This window comes from Thalassovita aquimarina (assembly GCF_018219815.1).
Lineage (GTDB): Bacteria > Pseudomonadota > Alphaproteobacteria > Rhodobacterales > Rhodobacteraceae > Thalassobius > Thalassobius aquimarinus.
Genome location: NZ_JADMKU010000005.1, coordinates 115,277 through 131,872 on the forward strand (window position 1 = coordinate 115,277; position 16,596 = coordinate 131,872).

Sequence of the window (16,596 nt, forward strand, 5' to 3'; positions counted from 1 at the left end):
ACCGTATATAAGTCCGCCGCCTATAAAGGAAAAGCGACAAAAGGAAACAGCCCCGCCGGATACCGGCAGGGCTGCACAAATTCCAGAAATCGAGAAAGGATCAGGCCGACGCTTGCGCCTTGGCGATGTCTTTCTTGATCTTCAGCGCGTTGGCCGACAGTTCGACGTCCTTGGCCTTGGCCAGGAACGCGTCCAGCCCGCCACGGTGGTCCACCGAACGCAGAGCGGCGGCCGAGATCCGCAGCTTGAAGCCGCGGCCCAGGGTTTCCGACTGCAGGGTGACGTCGTTCAGGTTGGGCAGGAAGCGACGCTTGGTTCTGTTTTTGGCGTGGCTGACATTGTTGCCAGACATCGGGCCTTTACCGGTCAGTTCGCAGACACGCGACATGGGTCTATCCTCGTCTCATCAGCGGGGCGTTTCTGACCCCTACAACATAAACGGACGCCACGAATGGCGGCGTCCAGAATTCCGTTCGGGGTCATTAGGCGGAATCGGCAGGCACGTCAAGGCCCATCCCCGATTCAATCCGCCGTCCCGGGCTCACCGCGGCAAGGCTCCGATTTCCCGCAACAACCGGTCCGCCGCCCGTGTCGGGGTCGCCCGGCCCTCGGCCACATCCGCGCCGATCCGCACCAACGCATCACGCGCGATGCCCGTCTGCAACTGCGCCAACAGCGCCTGCTTGACCTCTTCCTCGAACCAGAACTGCGCCTGTGCCGCGCGGCGGGTGTCGAAATGCCCGTTCTCGCGCCGCCATTCGGTCAGCGCGGTCATTTCGCCCCAGGCCTTTTCCAGCCCGTCCCGCTGCAGCGCCGACACGGTCATCGCCTTGGGGAAGTCTTCGGGGTCATAGGCCCGCTTGCGCAGCAACCGCAGCGCGCCTGCGTAATCGGCGCAGGTGCGGATCGCGGTGGGCTTCAGATCGCCGTCGGCCTTGTTGACTAGGATGATGTCGGCGATTTCCATGATGCCGCGCTTGACGCCCTGCAATTCGTCGCCCCCCGCCGGTGCAAGCAACAGCACGAACAGGTCCGACATTTCCGCCACCATGGTTTCGGATTGCCCGACGCCAACGGTTTCGACCAGGATCACGTCGAAGCCTGCCGCTTCGCACAAGCTGACCGCTTCGCGGGTGCGCCGCGCCACGCCGCCCAGATGCGACCCGCTGGGCGAAGGCCGGATGAAAGCGTTGGGATCGCGGCTCAGCAGCTCCATCCGCGTCTTGTCGCCGAGGATCGACCCGCCGGAACGGGCCGAACTGGGATCGACCGCCAGAACCGCCACCCGCAGCCCCTTGCCCGTCAGCATCTTGCCGAAGCTTTCGATGAAGGTGGATTTGCCCACGCCGGGCGTGCCCGACAGCCCGATTCGGATTGCCTGCGCATCGGTTTTCCGGCTCAGCACTTCGATCAGTTCGGCGGCCTCGGCACGGTGATCGGCGCGGCTGCTTTCCACCAGGGTGATGGCGCGGGCCAATGCACGGCGATCACCGGCCACGATCTTGTCGCTGAGCTTTTCGATATCCATTGCGTCATCCCGTTTGTCCGGTGGCTTTCTGCCCTGCACAGCCCCGCCTGTCCAGACGGAGCCTGAAAAAGCGCTTCGATGATGCAGGCAGACATGGACCGGACCACGAACCGGGGCACGGGCACACCGGGACATGGGACCGGACGTCGATGCTTTACCCCGTCCCGTTCATCCCCGATAAGCAGGACATGACGACCCTGCCGATCCATTCCGCCCTGCCCGACCTTCTGACAGCCCTGCGCGACCGGTCCCGCGCCGTATTGCAAGCCCCGCCCGGCGCCGGCAAAACCACGGTCGTCCCCTTGGCGATGCTCGAGGCCGGCCTGACAAAGGGCAGAATCCTGATGCTGGAACCGCGCCGTCTGGCCGCGCGCGCCGCCGCCGAACGGATGGCGCAGACGCTGGGCGAAGCGGCGGGGCAGACCGTCGGCTACCGCGTGCGGGGCGAGGCGAAAGTGTCGAAATCCACAAGGATCGAGGTCGTCACCGAAGGTATCCTGACCCGGATGATCCAGTCCGACCCGGAGCTGTCCGGCATCGACGCGGTGATCTTCGACGAATTCCACGAACGGTCCCTGAATGCCGATCTCGGCCTCGCGCTCTGCCTCGAGATCGCCGAGGCGCTGCGCGACGATCTGATCCTGCTGGCGATGTCGGCGACGCTCGACGCCGAACCGGTGGCCGCCTTGATGGGCAACGTGCCGGTGATCACCAGCCAAGGCCGCGCCTATCCCGTCGACATCACCTGGCTCGACCGTCCGCTGCCCCCGAAAACGAGGCTGGAACAGCCTCTTGCCAGCCTCGTGGAACAGGCGGTTTCGGAAACGCAGGGCGGGGTTCTGGTCTTCCTGCCCGGCGAAGGCGAGATTCGCCGCACCGAGGCATTGCTGAAAGACCGGCTGCCGCCCGATTGCACGCTGCACCCGCTGTTCGGCGCGATGGAGTTTTCCAAGCAGCGTGCCGCCATCGAACCGGCGAAATCCGGCCGCAAGATCGTGCTGGCCACAACGATCGCCGAAACCTCGCTGACCATTCAGGACGTGCGCGTGGTGGTCGATGCCGGACGCGCCCGCCGCGCCCGCTTCGATCCCGGGTCGGGCATGTCGCGGCTGGTCACCGAAAAGGTCACCAAGGCCGAGGCGACGCAGCGCACGGGGCGCGCCGGGCGGGTGGCAGAAGGACGCTGTTACCGGCTCTGGACCAAGGGCGAAGAAGGCGGATTGCAGCCCTTCCCGCCGGCGGAAATCGAAACCGCCGACCTGGCCGGGCTCGCGCTGGAACTGGCGCTTTGGGGGGCGCAGCCCGGCGATCTGGCGCTGCTGACCCAACCCAATCCCGGCGCCTATGCCGAGGCGCAGGCGCTCTTGCGGATGCTGGGGGCGCTCGACGCGCAGAACCGGATCACCGGACATGGTCGCGCGCTGGCGGCGCTGCCGCTGCATCCGCGTCTGGCGCATATGCTGGCGATCGCAGGGCCTGACGCGGCAATGATGGCGGCGCTGCTGGCCGACCGCGATCCGCTGGCGCGTTCCGCCCCGGTGGACCTGTCGCTGCGGCTGGCGGCGCTACGCGACCTGCGCGGCTACAACGACCGCCATCCCTTCCCCGCCAATCGCGGCGCCGTCGAGCGGATCAAGACAGAAGCGAAGCGACTGGCGAAACAGGCCAAGCCCGCCCTCAAGGAGGGATTGAACGACGCCGAAATGGCGGCGCTGGCCTATCCCGACCGGGTCGGGTTGCGCCGCAAGGGCGACGCGGCGCGCTATGTGCTGTCGGGCGGCAAGGGCGCCGTCATGGAGGATCACGACCCATTGGCCGCGACCCGACTGATCGTGGCGACTGACCTTGACGGCAACCCGCGCGAGGCAAGGATCAGGCAAGCCATCCAGATCAGCGAAGGTGAACTGCGCGGGCTGTTCGCCGATCAGATCGGCTGGACCGACCTTTGCGAATGGTCGAAACGCGATCGTCGGGTGGTCGCCCGGCGGCAGGAACGATTCGGCGCGGTGGTGCTGGACGACCGGATCTGGAAGGACGCGCCCCCTGAGGCCATCGCGCGGGCGATGCTGGACGGGGTGCGCGATCTGGGGTTGGTGCCGTCGAACGCCGCCAAGCGCTTCATCGCCCGTGTCATGCTGGTATGCGACGACCAGAACGGCCTGCCCGACATGTCCGATGCCGCCTTGATGGACAGCCTTGAAGACTGGCTTCTGCCGCACCTTTCCGGGGTAAAAACCGCCGAGGGCTGGAAGAAGTTCGACATCCTGCCGGCACTGCGCGCGATGCTGGACTGGAACCAGATGCAGGCGCTGGACCGGGCGGCCCCGGCGCATTTCACCACGCCGCTGGGGCGGCAGATCCCGATCGACTATTCCGGAGAGACCCCGGAAATCAGCCTGCGCCTGCAGGAAATGTTCGGCCAGACCAGCCACCCGATGGTGGGCCGCACGCCGCTGCGCGTGACCCTGCTGTCGCCCGCCGGCAGGCCGGTACAGACCACCATGGACATTCCGGGCTTCTGGGCCACGTCCTATGCCGATGTGCGCAAGGACATGCGCGGGCGCTATCCGAAACATCCCTGGCCCGAGGACCCGACCCAGGCCGATCCGACCCTGCGCGCGAAACCGCGGCGGTAGCAGCAGCGCGAAGCCCGCGCTTTGCACTCGCGTTGCAAAACGGTTATAAACTGCCTTTAAAACCGGGGTCGCGCGCCTCCATAATCGTATTGAGCAGTCTTTTCCGATGACCAACCGCTTTGAAAATGCGCGGCCTGTCAAAGCCGCAACCTCCTCCGACCGCCCGCTTGCGGAACAGGTGGCGGCGCTTTGCGTGCGCGGCAAGGGTAAGGCGAAAGAGGTCCTGCTGATCACCTCGCGCGGGACCGGGCGCTGGATCATCCCCAAGGGCTGGCCGATGAAAGACAAGTCCGCCCCCCAGGCCGCCCAGCAGGAAGCCTGGGAAGAAGCCGGCGTGCTTTCGGGCAAGATATCCAAGGACCCGATCGGCAGCTTCCGATACGTGAAGAAAAACGATGACGGCAGCACGACGCCGGTCTGCGTGCAGGTGTACCTGCTCAAGGTGAACAGGCTGAAAAACGGCTACCCCGAGGCCCATCAACGCGAACGCCGCTGGGTTTCCCCCGCGACGGCGGCCAAGCTTGTCCGCGAAGACGAGCTCCGGGACCTGTTGCTGTCTTTGTAACGGTTCTGCGACGATTCCGTGACAATTTCCTTGATTTGAGTCCGGCCTGAGACTAGGGCGCCTCTTAGAGAGTGCTGGAGGACATCATGGCTGACCCGAACGCTGGCAAGGTATGGAAAACGCTCGACAAGGATCTTGGGCGGATTTCACAGTTCGAATACGCGGCGCAATACGTGTCGCGCCCGCTGGTTGCGCCGGGGATCGCGCTGGTTTTCATCGTTCTGGCGGGGCTGATTGCGGCACTGTTCTTCGGCGCGGGCGGGGGCACCCTGACCGTCGTCGCCGCAGCGATCTTCGGCGCCTACATGGCGCTGAATATCGGGGCCAACGATGTCGCCAACAACATGGGCCCGGCGGTCGGCGCAAATGCGCTGACCATGGGCGGCGCGATCTTCATCGCGGCGCTGTGCGAAAGCGCCGGGGCGCTGCTGGCGGGCGGCGACGTCGTGTCTACCATCGCCAAGGGCATCATCGACCCCTCGGGCATGGCCGAAGCAAGCGTTTTCGTGCTGGCGATGATGGCGGCGCTGATTTCCTCGGCGCTTTGGGTCAACCTGGCAACCTGGGTCGGCGCACCGGTTTCGACCACCCATTCGGTGGTGGGCGGTGTCATGGGGGCCGGCATCGCGGCGGCGGGGCTGAGTTCGGTCAACTGGCTGACGATGGGCAAGATCGCGGCCAGCTGGGTCATTTCGCCGGTGCTGGGCGGCGTGATCGCGGCGCTGTTCCTGGCCTTCATCAAGGCCCGCATCATCTATACCGAGGACAAGATCGCCTCGGCCCGCCGCTGGGTCCCGGTGCTGATCGGCATCATGGCCGCGGCCTTTGCCACCTACCTGGCACTGAAGGGGCTGAAGCACATCATCAAGATTGATCTGCTGACCGCGGTCGGCATCGGCGTCGCGGTCGGCGTGGTCCTTTATCTGGTTTCGATCCCGCTGATCCGCAAGCAATCGGAAGGGCTGGAAAACCGCAACAAGTCGCTGAAGGTGCTGTTCGGTCTGCCGCTGGTGCTGTCGGCGGCGCTGCTGTCCTTTGCCCACGGCGCCAATGACGTCGCCAACGCGGTCGGTCCGCTGGCGGCGATCGTGCATGTCACGAGCGTCGGCGATATCGCGTCGAAGGTCGCCATCCCCAGCTGGGTGATGATCATCGGCGCCTTCGGGATTTCCTTCGGCCTGTTCCTGTTCGGGCCGAAACTGATCCGCATGGTGGGCAGCCAGATCACCAAGCTGAACCCGATGCGCGCCTATTGCGTGTCGCTGGCCGCCGCGATCACCGTAATCGTGGCCAGCTGGCTGGGCCTGCCGGTCAGTTCCACCCATATCGCCGTCGGCGGCGTGTTCGGCGTCGGGTTCTTCCGCGAATGGCACACCGAACGGCGGTATCGCGCGAACAACGCGAAGAAGCCGACCGGCAAGGTGCTGGCCCCCGAGGAACGCCGCCGCCGCAAACTGGTGCGCCGGTCGCATTTCATGACCATCGTCGCGGCCTGGGTCATCACCGTACCCGCCGCCGCTGTGATGTCGGGCCTGATCTATTTCCTGATGAAGTCCTTCACCGGCTGACCCGCCTGCGACGATTCGTCGAACACAACAAAGAAAAAACCCCGCAGGAAACTGCGGGGTTTTCGTTTTCCGGTGCGAAGATCGTTCAGCGGCGACGGTCGCGGCGCGACGACATCGGCTGGAAAGCCACGCCGACATGGGCTTCGCAATAGGGCTTGCCCGCCTGCACCGGCAGACCGCAGAACCAGAAATCCTCGGTCGCGGGATCGCCCACCGGCCATTTGCAGGTCCGCTCGGTCAGTTCCAGCAGGCTCAGCTTCTTCGCCTTCTTCTCGACCTCGCTCACCTTGGCCAGGGCTTCGGGGCTGATTTCATTGGCCGAGGGCTGCGGCGGCAGCGGCTGACCGGCGGGAATGATCGCTTTGCGCGCCGGCATGACGGCCGGGCGCGCCGCGGCGGCCGGGGCCGCTGCGGGTTCGGCGGCCGGTTTCGCCTTGGGCTTGGCTTCCGCCTTGGGCTTGGCCGCGGCCGGCTTCGCCTTGGCTTCGGTTTTCGCCGTTTCCGACGACGCGCCGCCGCCGGTGGAACGGTTCGACAGGCCAAGCCGATGCACCTTGCCGATCACCGCGTTGCGGGTCACCCCGCCCAATTCCTTGGCGATCTGGCTGGCCGATTGCCCTTCGCCCCACATTTTTTTCAACAGTTCGACGCGTTCGTCGGTCCAGGACATGCCGGTTTCCTTAGCTAAAAAGCGGCCCCCCAAACGCGGGCCGCCCTCAAAATTCGAGATCAGCCCCTATTCTAATCATCAATGCCTGAGTTACAAGGCATCGAATCAGATCTGACACGGCACCGCCAGGGAGAATTCGGGCATGGAAATGGGCACACGGCGTTTTGGACACGTCAATTGGCTGGGGCTGTACACGCTTTCCGGGCGCGAAGTGCAACGCTTTCTCGCGGTCTGGACCCAGACCCTGCTGGCGCCGCTGATGACGGCAGCGCTATTCCTGATGATCTTTTCCATCGCCATCGGCAAGACACGCGGCGAGGTGATGGGGGTTGCCTTCACCACCTTCATCGCGCCCGGCATCCTGATGATGACGGTGATCCAGAACGCCTTTGCCAACACGTCGTCGTCGATCGTGATTTCCAAGGTGCAGGGCAATATCGTCGATACGCTGATGCCGCCCTTGTCGCCGCTGGAACTGGTTCTCGGCTATCTTGCCGGCGGGGTGGCGCGCGGCGTGGCGGTGGCGCTGGCGATCAGCCTCGGGCTGATCGTGTTCCTCGGCATCGTGCCGCAGCATCCGCTCTGGGCGCTGGCCTTCGTGGTGCTGGGATCGGCGCTGATGGGGGCGATCGGCATGGCCGCGGGCATCTACGCCAACAAGTTCGACCAGATGGCGGCGATCACCAATTTCATCGTCACGCCCTTGGCCTTCCTGTCGGGCACCTTCTATTCGGTCAGCGCCCTGCCGCCGGTGATCCGCGAACTGACCCATTTCAACCCGATCTTCTACCTGATCGACGGGGTGCGCTTTGGCGTGCTCGGCGTGTCCGACAGCAATCCCTGGCTGGCGCTCGGCATCGCCGGCGCCACCACGCTTGCGGTCAGCGCGTTCGCCTGGAACATGTTCCGCACCGGCTACCGGCTGAAGAACTGACCCCCGGCGGCCGCTCCCTGCGTGGCGCAGAGAGCACAATCCCGACGGCACCGCGCATTTTCCCTTTCGCAGCGGGGCGGAACCGGCTATTGCCAGCGCCATGTTCAAACGTGCCCATATCGCCGAGACCCGACGCCGACGCAGCCGCGCCTGACGTCCCGCACGCTTTTGAACCACCGCAATCGCGGCAAACCACCCCAAAATTGTTGACACCCGGTCCCCGTGATGCAACCTCGGGGCCTCTTATGGAACAAGGATAATACCATGATCCCGTCTGTCCTGCCGACCTATACCCGCGCGCCGCTTTCCTTCGTGAAGGGCGAAGGCTCCTGGCTGATCGAGGCGGACGGCCGACGCTTCCTGGACCTCGGCGCCGGGATCGCGGTGAATGCGCTCGGCCACGCCCACCCGGCGCTGGTGCAGGCGCTGAACGAACAGGCGGGCAAGCTGTGGCACGTGTCGAACCTCTACAACATCCCGCAGCAGCAGGCGCTGGCCGACAAGCTGGTGGAAAACACCTTCGCCGACACCGTCTTCTTCACCAATTCCGGCACCGAAAGCTGCGAACTGGCGGTCAAGATGGCGCGCAAGTACTGGTATGACAAAGGCCTGCCGGACAAGACCGACATCATCACCTTCGAGGGCTCTTTCCACGGCCGCTCCTCCGCCGGGATCGCCGCAGCGGGGTCGGAAAAGATGACCAAGGGCTTCGGCCCGATGCTGCCCGGCTTCATCCACCTGCCCTGGGACGACAAGGACGCGCTCGAGGCCGCGATCACCGATACCGTCGGCGCGATCCTGATCGAACCGGTACAGGGCGAAGGCGGCATCAGGCCGCTGCCCGACGCCAACCTGAAGGCGCTGCGCGCGCTGTGCGACGCCAACGGCATCCTCCTGATCCTTGACGAGGTGCAGTGCGGCATGGGCCGGACCGGCAAGCTCTTCGCCCATGAGTGGGCAGGCATCTCGCCCGACATCATGATGGTGGCCAAGGGCATCGGCGGCGGCTTCCCGCTGGGCGCGGTGCTGGCCACCGAAGACGCCGCCAGCGGCATGACAGCGGGCACCCACGGGTCGACCTATGGCGGCAACCCGCTGGCCTGCGCGGTGGGGGCCGCGGTGATGGATATCGTCGCCGATGCCGATTTCCTCGACGGCGTGCGCGCCCGCGCCGGCCTCATGCGGCAAAAACTCGAAGGCCTGGTCGCCGCGCACCCGGATGTCTTCGACTGCGTGCGCGGATCCGGCCTGATGCTGGGGCTGAAATGCAAGGTGACCAACATGGACGTGGTCAATGCCGGTTACGACAACCTGGTGATCACCGTTCCGGCCGCCGACAACGTGATCCGCCTGCTGCCACCGCTCAATCTCAGCGAAGAGGAAATCGACGAAGCGCTCGCGCGGCTCGACAAGGCGGCGCAGAGCCTGACCTGATCTTCTTCTTTTTAAAAATATCCCGGGGGAGTCGCCTGCAAGGCGACGGGGGCAGCGCCCACCTCCCCGCTCCGACGAAAGACAAAGCGATGACCCATTTTCTCGATATCAACACCACCAGCCCCGATGACCTGCGGTCGATGATCGACAGCGCCAAGTCAATGAAGGCGGCCCGCAATGGCCGCCCGAAAGGCGCGCCCGACGACGATCAGCCGCTCGCCGGGCACATGGTCGCCCTGATCTTCGAAAAGCCCTCGACCCGGACCCGGGTCAGCTTCGACGTGGGCGTGCGCCAGATGGGCGGCCAAACCATGGTGCTGTCGGGCGCCGACATGCAGCTGGGGCACGGCGAAACCATCGCCGACACCGCCCGTGTGCTATCGCGCTATGTCGACCTGATCATGATCCGCACCTTCGAGGAACAGACCCTGCTGGAAATGGCCGAATACGCCTCCGTTCCGGTCATCAACGGGCTGACCAACCGCACCCATCCGTGCCAGATCATGGCCGACATCCAGACCTTCGAGGAACATCGCGGCTCGATCAAGGGCAAGAAGGTGGTCTGGTGCGGCGACGGCAACAACGTCTTCGCCAGCTTCGCCCATGCTGCCGGGCAGTTCGGCTTCGACCTGACCTTCTCGGGTCCGCCGCCGCTGGATCCCGAAATGGTGTTCGTCGAGGAAGCCCGCGCCAAGGGATCGAAGGTGGAAATCGTGCGCGATCCGGTCGCCGCGGTGGATGGCGCCGATCTGGTCGTCACCGATACCTGGGTGTCGATGCACGATCCGCAATCGGCCCGCGAACGGCGGCACAACCAGCTGCGGCCCTATCAGGTCAACGAAGAACTGATGAGCCACGCCAAGCCCGATGCGCTGTTCATGCACTGCCTGCCCGCGCATCGCGACGACGAAGCGACCAGCGCGGTGATGGACGGGCCGCATTCGGTGATCTTCGACGAGGCCGAAAACCGGCTGCACGCGCAAAAGGCCGTCATGCGCTGGTGCCTCGGGGTCTGAGGAACAAAGCGCGAAGCCGGGCCGGACCTGGCCGTCGGTTGGTATCTAAAGTCCAACAGAGGGCAGCGCCCGACCGCGGATGGGCGCACCTTCGCCTGTGGTTGCCACTTTATCCATCCGACACTTCCAACGTTCATGCCTGGCCCAATCGGTGAGAAAGCGCCCGTCCGAAGGGGCGGTCGGGCGCTGCCCGGCGGCGCAAGCGCCGCTATTCGGGCTGGGGCCCATGCGTTCGACCAGCAGGCACCGGCGGGAAGCCGCCTTGTCCAACACGCGCCCCTGTCCTGCCCGCCCGACCGATTGTAAGCTTCGGGCCTGACCGCAGGAGGCCCACCATGATGTCGTTTTCGCGCCGCAGCGCCTTGTGCCTTCTCTCCGCCACAGCGCTTGCCGCCTGTGGCGGGCACCGACGCGAAACCCGCTCGACGCGGAATACCGAACCGGGTCTTTACCCGAATGAAACGCCGCAACTGCGCCGCCTGATCAACAAATACGCCGATCATTACGAGGTGCCGCGCAGCCTCGTGCACCGGGTGGTCCAGCGCGAAAGCATGTACCGGCCCGAGGCCCGCAACGGACCGTATTACGGCTTGATGCAGATTCTGCCGCAAACGGCGCGCGGCATGGGGTTTCGCGGTAAGCCCCGCGACCTGCTGGATGCCGAAACCAACCTGAAATACGCGGTCAAGTACCTGCGCGGCGCCTGGATGGTGTCCGACGGCAGCCAGGACAAGGCGGTGATGTGGTATGCCCGCGGCTATTACTACGAAGCCAAGCGGCGCGGGATGCTGCGCGAAACCGGCCTGCGCGGCTAATCACTGCTTCAGCAGGTCGAAAATCCCCTTCACCGCCTCGTCCTCGATCTTCTTCTTTAGCGCGTCCTCGAGGCTTTGCCCCTCTTCCACCTCGACGCCGAGCTCTTTCTGCAGCTTATCCTTGACCTTGGTTTCTGCCTTTTCCTTCAAGGCTTTCTTTTCGTCCTGCAAGTTCAGGTCGATCGCCTTTTCCAGATCGGGCCAGATTTTCGGTGACGACCACGGGCCCCTGATCCGCACCGGGATGACCACGCCGCCTTCGCTCGTCGCGCTGGCGGCCTTGGGGGTGAACAGGTAATCGATGTCGCGCGCGCCCAATCCCACGCGGCCTTCGCCGGTGGCGGAAATCACCGGCAGTTGCAGCAGCAGGTCCTTGTTGTAAAGATCGCCCTTCTCCATGGTGAAGCTGGCCGACAGGCTATCGAACACCGTGGTGCCGCCGGTGGCCAGCCCCTTGCGCATCAGGCTGTCCAGGTCGATCCCCTTGATGGTGCCGCGCCCCATCGTGACGCCGCCCTTTCCGGACAGCGAATTCATGAGCGCATGCACCGAGTTGCCCGCGCCGAGATAGTCGACAGAGGCATCGGACAGGCCGGTAAAGCGGGTAATCCCGGCCAGATCGCCCAGAAGCTGTTGCATCTCGACGCCACTGACCTTGACGTTGCCGCCGACGCTCAACCCGTTGCGGTTATTGGCCACCACCTGCCCCGCGAAGGATCCCGAATAACCGGCCATCCGGTTCAGCGTCACCACCGCCCGCGACCGGTCCACGGTGATGCCCAGCCCCGCATTGCCGAAACTCAGACCGGCCACCCGCAATCCCTGCAGCCCAAGCGTTACCTTTGCGTTGAACAGGCCAAGGGCGCTGGCATCGATCGGCGCTTTCGACCAGCCCGACGCGCTGTCCGAACCGCCCGGTCCGCCGAGACCGGACAGGTCGAGCACTCCCGCCGACAATTTCGCCGTCACATCCGGCACCGCGGCGGCCAGATCGACGTCCACCTCGCCGGCGAAACCGTTCTGGTCGAGCATCACGCTCAGGTCGCGCAGGCTCAGCCGTTGCGCGGTGGTCAGGGTCAGGTCGCCCGAAACCTTCGACCGCCGGCCCAGCCCCTGCGGCAGCGACACCCTACCGAAGCCGAGCGACGCCAGGAAAGCGCCGGTATCGGGCAGGTCCGCCACCACCAGGCCCTGCGCCTGCATCGGCAGACCGGCACGACCGTCGAAACTGACCGTGCCGCCATCGGCGCTTGCCTTGACCGCGATCCCGGTCACGTCGCCCTCGATCAGCGCGGCCAGGTCGGCGATATCACCGGTCAGCGTCAGCGCCCCGGCCCCTTCGGGCCGGGACGAGGCCTTGAGGCTTGCCGCGCCGCGATATTGCGGCCAGCGCAGGTCGAGCGCGATATCGTCGACGCGGGTTTCCTGCCCCGTTCCGTGATCGACATAGCGCAGCACGCCGCCTGAAATCAGCGCCCGGTCGAGCGACAGCGCCAAGGCGTTGCTGCGGCCCGACGGCTGCCCCGAAGGCGCCACGCCCTCGACCCCCAGTTGCCAGTTCACCCGCCCGTTGGCGGCCTTTTCCAGCAGGATTTCCGGGTTGACCGCTTCCAGCCCGACGATCTTCACCTCGCCGCCGATCAGCGCCATCGGATCAACGCCCACCTTCAGGCTGTCGGCCTTGATCAACGGGCCACTGCCGGACCACGGCGCGTTGGCGATCTCAAGCGCCCCAGTGGAAATCCCCAGCACCGGGTAGAAGCTGGCCTTGCTGTCGCCCTTCAGCACCACCTCGCGCCCGGTCTGGGCGCGGATCTGATCCGCCGCCACCTGCGCGATCCGGTCGCCGGGCAGGAAAATCACCCCGATCAGCGCCACGCCGACCAGGACAAAAACGAAACCGATCAAACGGAAAACCCAACGCATCGCAGCCCCCTTGCGAATTTACTTTTGGGGTCAGGTTAGATCAGAGCGCAGCCCACAACAACGGCAATGCGGCAACGCGGCAAACACCTGCTGCCGCAAATCCCTTTGCATGGGCTCCATCGACCCCCTATATGCGCGTCATGACCAGCAATCCGCCCGATCTCCGCCCCGACCTCGCTCCGCGCGCCCGCATCAGCGACACGCCCCGCCAAGGCCAGCCGACCATCGGCATGGTGTCATTGGGCTGTCCCAAGGCATTGGTCGACAGCGAACGCATCCTGACAAGGCTGCGCGCCGAAGGGTACGGGATCAGCCCCGATTATTCCGGCGCCGACGCGGTGATCGTGAACACCTGCGGGTTCCTGGACAGCGCCAAGGCCGAAAGCTTGGAAGCGATCGGCGAGGCGCTGAATGAAAACGGCAAGGTGATCGTCACCGGCTGCCTGGGCGCGGAACCGGAATATATCACCGGCGTGCATCCCAAGGTTCTGGCCGTGACCGGCCCGCATCAGTACGAACAGGTGCTCGACGCCGTGCATGGCACGGTGCCGCCCGATCCAGATCCGTTCGTCGACCTGATGCCTGCCAGCGGCGTCAAACTGACCCCGCGCCACTACAGCTATCTGAAAATTTCCGAGGGCTGCAATCACAAGTGCAAATTCTGCATCATCCCCGACATGCGCGGCAAGCTGGCCAGCCGCCCGGCCTTCGCGGTGGTGCGCGAGGCGGAAAAGCTGGTGGAAAGCGGCGTCAAGGAACTTCTGGTGATTTCGCAGGACACTTCCGCCTACGGGCTGGACCGGCAGCACGGTTCGGAACGCGGGCACCGGTCGCATATCACCGATCTGGCCCGCGACTTGGGCAGCTTGGGCGCCTGGGTGCGGCTGCATTACGTCTACCCTTACCCGTTCGTGCGCGAATTGATTCCGCTGATGGCCGAAGGGCTGGTTCTGCCCTATCTCGACATTCCGTTCCAGCATGCCGATCCGAAGACCCTGAAACGGATGGCCCGCCCGGCGGCGGCGGAACGCACGCTGGACCGTATCGCCGAATGGCGGTCGATCTGCCCCGACATCACCCTGCGGTCCACCTTCATCGTCGGTTATCCGGGCGAGACGGAAGAGGAATTCCAGACCCTGTTGGACTGGATGGACGAGGCGCAGCTCGATCGCGTCGGCTGCTTCCAATACGAAAACGTCGAAGGCGCACGGTCGAATGCCCTGCCGGATCACGTGCCCGACGAGGTCAAGCAGGACCGCTGGGAACGCTTCATGGCCAAGGCGCAGGAGATTTCCGAGACCAAGCTGGCGGCCAAGGTGGGCCAGGTGATGGACGTGATTGTCGACGAGATCGACGAGGACGGCGCCACCTGCCGCACCAAGGCCGATGCACCGGAAATCGACGGCAACCTGTTCATCGACGAGGGATTCGAGAATCTGTCGGTCGGCGATATCGTGACCGTCGAGGTGGACGAGGCCGGGGAATACGATTTGTGGGGCCGGTTGACCGGTTAATCGGCTACTGCGCCCCAAAACTCCGTGACGCGAACCGGACACCAAGATTAAAGCGCCCGCCCGCCCTCATGGGCGCGGTCTGCCCTTCGTTCTGATATTCATTGCATTGCGCAGATTTTCAGAGCCGTTCCCGACCCGCTCAGCGCCTCACCAAATCAGCACCGCCAGCCAGGCCACCCCGGCGGCAATCGCCGCCACCGCCACGCCCGCCGATCCGGCATCCTTGGCGCGCCGGGCCAGATCGCGTTCCTCCTTGGAAATGTCGTCCACCACGGTCTCGATCGCAGTGTTGAACAGCTCCGCCACCATCACCAGAATCCCGAGCGCCAGGATCAGCGCGCGCTCGGCCCCGGTCAGCGGCAGGATGAAGGCCAGGGCAGCCGACACCACGTTTGCCCAGACCCAGCTCCGGAACGAATATTCACTGCGCCAGGTGTCCCGGCACCCGGCCCAACTCCAAATGATCCTGAGCCGCAAGCGTTTGAAAAAATACAGCATCCCGCGATCATGACGACAGTTGTGATGCGGATCAAGACCGGGCCGCAAAAGGGCCTGCTGAAGTTCCGTAAAAGCCGCGACGGAACCGAACGCCGGTCCCGCCCGCATCGATCCAGGCACCGTACACGTGGCGCATCAGAGCAGGGCTAATCCCCGGCCCCTCGCCGCCTTGCCTTTGCAAAGCGGCGCAGGATGGCCATGCAAACGCCCGACCGGCAGATCGGGCCTCAGGCCCCGGACAGTTCTTCCAGCAGCGCCTTGTTGCGGCAATAATCCGGCGCCTCACTGGCCTGCCCGTGCGCGTCCATCCACGGCTGGCAATCGCCTTCGCGATTGCACTGGGCGCAGCGCATGGCGGCTTCGCGATATTTGTGAACCGCGCTCGGATCACGTTCCATCGCCCGGGCGAAATCGACCCCCAGAACCTTTCCCATCCGCGCCATGATCGGCGTATGAACGCTAAGTCGGTTGATGAATCCCATGAGTTCTCTCCAGTCTGTCAATGTTTCAATGCATTCAGGGTTTGCGCGTTGACACAGGTCGCGGGGACCTGATCGCAGCCGCCGCCCTGCGTCGCCAGCCATTGCTGGCACTGCGACACCAGCGGGCATTGCCGGCAGCGCGTGACCATTTCGGAATATCCCTGCGGGGTCAGCTTTCCTTCGCTCATCGCCTCGGTCAGGCTCAACCCGATGCTGCGCGCGACCGAGCGCGTCAGCCAAAAATGCAAAACAGGATCGCCCAGCGGCGTAACGATACCCATACTAGCCTCCTTCCGACACGGCTTGCCTGATTTCCATGTACGCACCGCAGTTGGTACATCCGGCCGGGGCCTCCTTGGCGGTTTCGTGCCTTGCCAACCAGCGCTCGCAGCTTTCTGTCCAATCACAGCCGCGGCAGGCCTCGACAATCTCCGCCCATTGCTGCTGGCTCAGGTCACCCGCGTCATAGGCACCGGTCAGATCGGTTCCTGTGGTCTGTGCCATGCGTTGGGCCAGCCAATAATGACGTTTCCGGTCGCCGAGCCGTTTCATCGTTTCGATCCTCCCTAGCCCAATTAAAAAATAAACCGGACGGCCGTTGGCCGTCCTTGATAAGGATCAAAACACGCAATCGCACCGGCAGGTGGCAGCGTTACAAGGCGTCGAAATAGGCTTTCACACAGGTTTGCACATGGCGGAACCGGTCGCCGCCAAGATGCTTGCCGCCATACCAGCGGGTCACCACGACGATCTGATCGGTGACGTTTTCACGTTCCAGCATCCGCAGGATCACGTTGCCGGCGCCGCTTTCGCCGTCATCATTCTTGCGTTGCGTGCCATCCGATTGCAGCACCGCCCAGCTGTTATGGGTGGCCTTGGCGTATTTCTTCTGCCGCTTGAGCATTTTCAGGAATGCCGCGATATCGTCGGGGCCGCTGACCGGCCCTCCCGACACGGCATAACGCGACCCACGGTCGCTGACGACGTTTTCAAGCTGGATCATGTCGAGG

17 protein-coding genes are annotated in these 16,596 nt (G+C 64.7%); 8 read left to right on the forward strand and 9 right to left on the reverse strand.

Features of this window, described 5'->3' with window-relative positions; genetic code table 11:
• Positions 1 to 100: 100 nt before the first annotated feature.
• Both rpmB and meaB read right to left on the reverse strand, forming a co-directional pair.
• Positions 101 to 388, reverse strand: a complete 288-nt coding sequence (gene rpmB, locus IT775_RS07620) for a 50S ribosomal protein L28 (protein ID WP_160974560.1) — start codon at positions 386 to 388, stop codon at positions 101 to 103.
• A 153-nt stretch (positions 389 to 541) separates the two neighbouring features.
• Positions 542 to 1,528: a methylmalonyl Co-A mutase-associated GTPase MeaB gene (meaB, locus tag IT775_RS07625; RefSeq protein WP_212700493.1), complete on the reverse strand. Its 987-nt coding sequence runs from the start codon at positions 1,526 to 1,528 to the stop codon at positions 542 to 544.
• A gap of 188 nt (positions 1,529 to 1,716) precedes the next feature.
• On the opposite strand from meaB, the gene hrpB reads away from it, so the two are divergent.
• From hrpB to IT775_RS07640, 3 genes are all read left to right on the forward strand, one after another.
• Entirely contained in the window at positions 1,717 to 4,164 is a 2,448-nt protein-coding gene (hrpB, locus tag IT775_RS07630; RefSeq protein WP_212700669.1) for an ATP-dependent helicase HrpB, read from the forward strand.
• A 106-nt stretch (positions 4,165 to 4,270) separates the two neighbouring features.
• The gene (locus IT775_RS07635; RefSeq protein WP_212700494.1) at positions 4,271 to 4,729 is read left to right on the forward strand and encodes an NUDIX hydrolase; all 459 of its coding nucleotides are present in this window, start codon (positions 4,271 to 4,273) and stop codon (positions 4,727 to 4,729) included.
• 86 nt (positions 4,730 to 4,815) lie between these two features.
• Positions 4,816 to 6,297: an inorganic phosphate transporter gene (locus IT775_RS07640; protein WP_212700495.1), complete on the forward strand. Its 1,482-nt coding sequence runs from the start codon at positions 4,816 to 4,818 to the stop codon at positions 6,295 to 6,297.
• 85 nt (positions 6,298 to 6,382) lie between these two features.
• On the opposite strand, the gene IT775_RS07645 is transcribed toward IT775_RS07640, so the two are convergent.
• Positions 6,383 to 6,967, reverse strand: a complete 585-nt coding sequence (locus tag IT775_RS07645; RefSeq protein WP_212700496.1) for a GcrA family cell cycle regulator — start codon at positions 6,965 to 6,967, stop codon at positions 6,383 to 6,385.
• Positions 6,968 to 7,115: 148 nt separating this feature from the next.
• On the opposite strand from IT775_RS07645, the gene IT775_RS07650 reads away from it, so the two are divergent.
• The 4 genes from IT775_RS07650 to IT775_RS07665 all read left to right on the forward strand — a co-directional run bounded on the left by IT775_RS07650 (position 7,116) and on the right by IT775_RS07665 (position 11,166).
• A complete protein-coding gene (locus tag IT775_RS07650) occupies positions 7,116 to 7,901 on the forward strand; it encodes an ABC transporter permease (RefSeq protein ID WP_212700670.1) in 786 nt (261 codons plus the stop codon).
• Positions 7,902 to 8,165: 264 nt separating this feature from the next.
• A complete protein-coding gene (locus tag IT775_RS07655; protein WP_212700497.1) occupies positions 8,166 to 9,335 on the forward strand; it encodes an aspartate aminotransferase family protein in 1,170 nt (389 codons plus the stop codon).
• Positions 9,336 to 9,424: 89 nt separating this feature from the next.
• The gene (gene argF / locus IT775_RS07660; protein WP_212700498.1) at positions 9,425 to 10,351 is read left to right on the forward strand and encodes an ornithine carbamoyltransferase; all 927 of its coding nucleotides are present in this window, start codon (positions 9,425 to 9,427) and stop codon (positions 10,349 to 10,351) included.
• A gap of 335 nt (positions 10,352 to 10,686) precedes the next feature.
• On the forward strand, positions 10,687 to 11,166 hold the full coding sequence (locus IT775_RS07665) for a lytic transglycosylase domain-containing protein (RefSeq protein ID WP_212700499.1): 480 nt from the start codon (positions 10,687 to 10,689) through the stop codon (positions 11,164 to 11,166).
• On the opposite strand, the gene IT775_RS07670 is transcribed toward IT775_RS07665, so the two are convergent.
• Positions 11,167 to 13,092 carry an AsmA family protein gene (locus IT775_RS07670; protein WP_212700500.1) on the reverse strand — a complete coding sequence of 642 codons (1,926 nt, stop codon included), beginning with the start codon at positions 13,090 to 13,092 and terminating at the stop codon, positions 11,167 to 11,169.
• A 140-nt stretch (positions 13,093 to 13,232) separates the two neighbouring features.
• Between IT775_RS07670 and rimO the strand changes: the two genes are divergently transcribed.
• Positions 13,233 to 14,606, forward strand: coding sequence for a 30S ribosomal protein S12 methylthiotransferase RimO (gene rimO, locus IT775_RS07675; RefSeq protein ID WP_212700501.1), 1,374 nt, complete (start codon positions 13,233 to 13,235; stop codon positions 14,604 to 14,606).
• Between the two features lie 147 nt (positions 14,607 to 14,753).
• Here rimO and IT775_RS07680 read toward each other — a convergent pair whose 3' ends face one another.
• The 5 genes from IT775_RS07680 to IT775_RS07700 all read right to left on the reverse strand — a co-directional run bounded on the left by IT775_RS07680 (position 14,754) and on the right by IT775_RS07700 (position 16,589).
• Positions 14,754 to 15,212, reverse strand: coding sequence for a diacylglycerol kinase (locus tag IT775_RS07680; protein WP_343231117.1), 459 nt, complete (start codon positions 15,210 to 15,212; stop codon positions 14,754 to 14,756).
• A 119-nt stretch (positions 15,213 to 15,331) separates the two neighbouring features.
• A complete protein-coding gene (locus IT775_RS07685) occupies positions 15,332 to 15,586 on the reverse strand; it encodes a DUF6455 family protein (RefSeq protein WP_212700503.1) in 255 nt (84 codons plus the stop codon).
• A 17-nt stretch (positions 15,587 to 15,603) separates the two neighbouring features.
• Positions 15,604 to 15,867, reverse strand: a complete 264-nt coding sequence (locus tag IT775_RS07690; protein WP_212700504.1) for a DUF6455 family protein — start codon at positions 15,865 to 15,867, stop codon at positions 15,604 to 15,606.
• Between the two features lies 1 nt (position 15,868).
• The gene (locus IT775_RS07695) at positions 15,869 to 16,138 is read right to left on the reverse strand and encodes a DUF6455 family protein (protein ID WP_212700505.1); all 270 of its coding nucleotides are present in this window, start codon (positions 16,136 to 16,138) and stop codon (positions 15,869 to 15,871) included.
• A gap of 100 nt (positions 16,139 to 16,238) precedes the next feature.
• Positions 16,239 to 16,589 carry a YigZ family protein gene (locus IT775_RS07700; protein ID WP_212700506.1) on the reverse strand — a complete coding sequence of 117 codons (351 nt, stop codon included), beginning with the start codon at positions 16,587 to 16,589 and terminating at the stop codon, positions 16,239 to 16,241.
• Positions 16,590 to 16,596 lie beyond the last annotated feature (7 nt).

Bases quoted from the DNA above. Each gene is read 5' to 3' on its own strand.
- rpmB (WP_160974560.1), bottom strand. From the start codon at position 388: ATGTCGCGTGTCTGCGAACTGACCGGTAAAGGCCCGATGTCTGGCAAC.
- meaB (WP_212700493.1), bottom strand. From the start codon at position 1,528: ATGGATATCGAAAAGCTCAGCGACAAGATCGTGGCCGGTGATCGCCGT.
- hrpB (WP_212700669.1), top strand. From the start codon at position 1,717: ATGACGACCCTGCCGATCCATTCCGCCCTGCCCGACCTTCTGACAGCC.
- IT775_RS07635 (WP_212700494.1), top strand. From the start codon at position 4,271: ATGACCAACCGCTTTGAAAATGCGCGGCCTGTCAAAGCCGCAACCTCC.
- IT775_RS07640 (WP_212700495.1), top strand. From the start codon at position 4,816: ATGGCTGACCCGAACGCTGGCAAGGTATGGAAAACGCTCGACAAGGAT.
- IT775_RS07645 (WP_212700496.1), bottom strand. From the start codon at position 6,967: ATGTCCTGGACCGACGAACGCGTCGAACTGTTGAAAAAAATGTGGGGC.
- IT775_RS07650 (WP_212700670.1), top strand. From the start codon at position 7,116: ATGGGCACACGGCGTTTTGGACACGTCAATTGGCTGGGGCTGTACACG.
- IT775_RS07655 (WP_212700497.1), top strand. From the start codon at position 8,166: ATGATCCCGTCTGTCCTGCCGACCTATACCCGCGCGCCGCTTTCCTTC.
- argF (WP_212700498.1), top strand. From the start codon at position 9,425: ATGACCCATTTTCTCGATATCAACACCACCAGCCCCGATGACCTGCGG.
- IT775_RS07665 (WP_212700499.1), top strand. From the start codon at position 10,687: ATGATGTCGTTTTCGCGCCGCAGCGCCTTGTGCCTTCTCTCCGCCACA.
- IT775_RS07670 (WP_212700500.1), bottom strand. From the start codon at position 13,092: ATGCGTTGGGTTTTCCGTTTGATCGGTTTCGTTTTTGTCCTGGTCGGC.
- rimO (WP_212700501.1), top strand. From the start codon at position 13,233: ATGACCAGCAATCCGCCCGATCTCCGCCCCGACCTCGCTCCGCGCGCC.
- IT775_RS07680 (WP_343231117.1), bottom strand. From the start codon at position 15,212: ATGCGGGCGGGACCGGCGTTCGGTTCCGTCGCGGCTTTTACGGAACTT.
- IT775_RS07685 (WP_212700503.1), bottom strand. From the start codon at position 15,586: ATGGGATTCATCAACCGACTTAGCGTTCATACGCCGATCATGGCGCGG.
- IT775_RS07690 (WP_212700504.1), bottom strand. From the start codon at position 15,867: ATGGGTATCGTTACGCCGCTGGGCGATCCTGTTTTGCATTTTTGGCTG.
- IT775_RS07695 (WP_212700505.1), bottom strand. From the start codon at position 16,138: ATGAAACGGCTCGGCGACCGGAAACGTCATTATTGGCTGGCCCAACGC.
- IT775_RS07700 (WP_212700506.1), bottom strand. From the start codon at position 16,589: ATGATCCAGCTTGAAAACGTCGTCAGCGACCGTGGGTCGCGTTATGCC.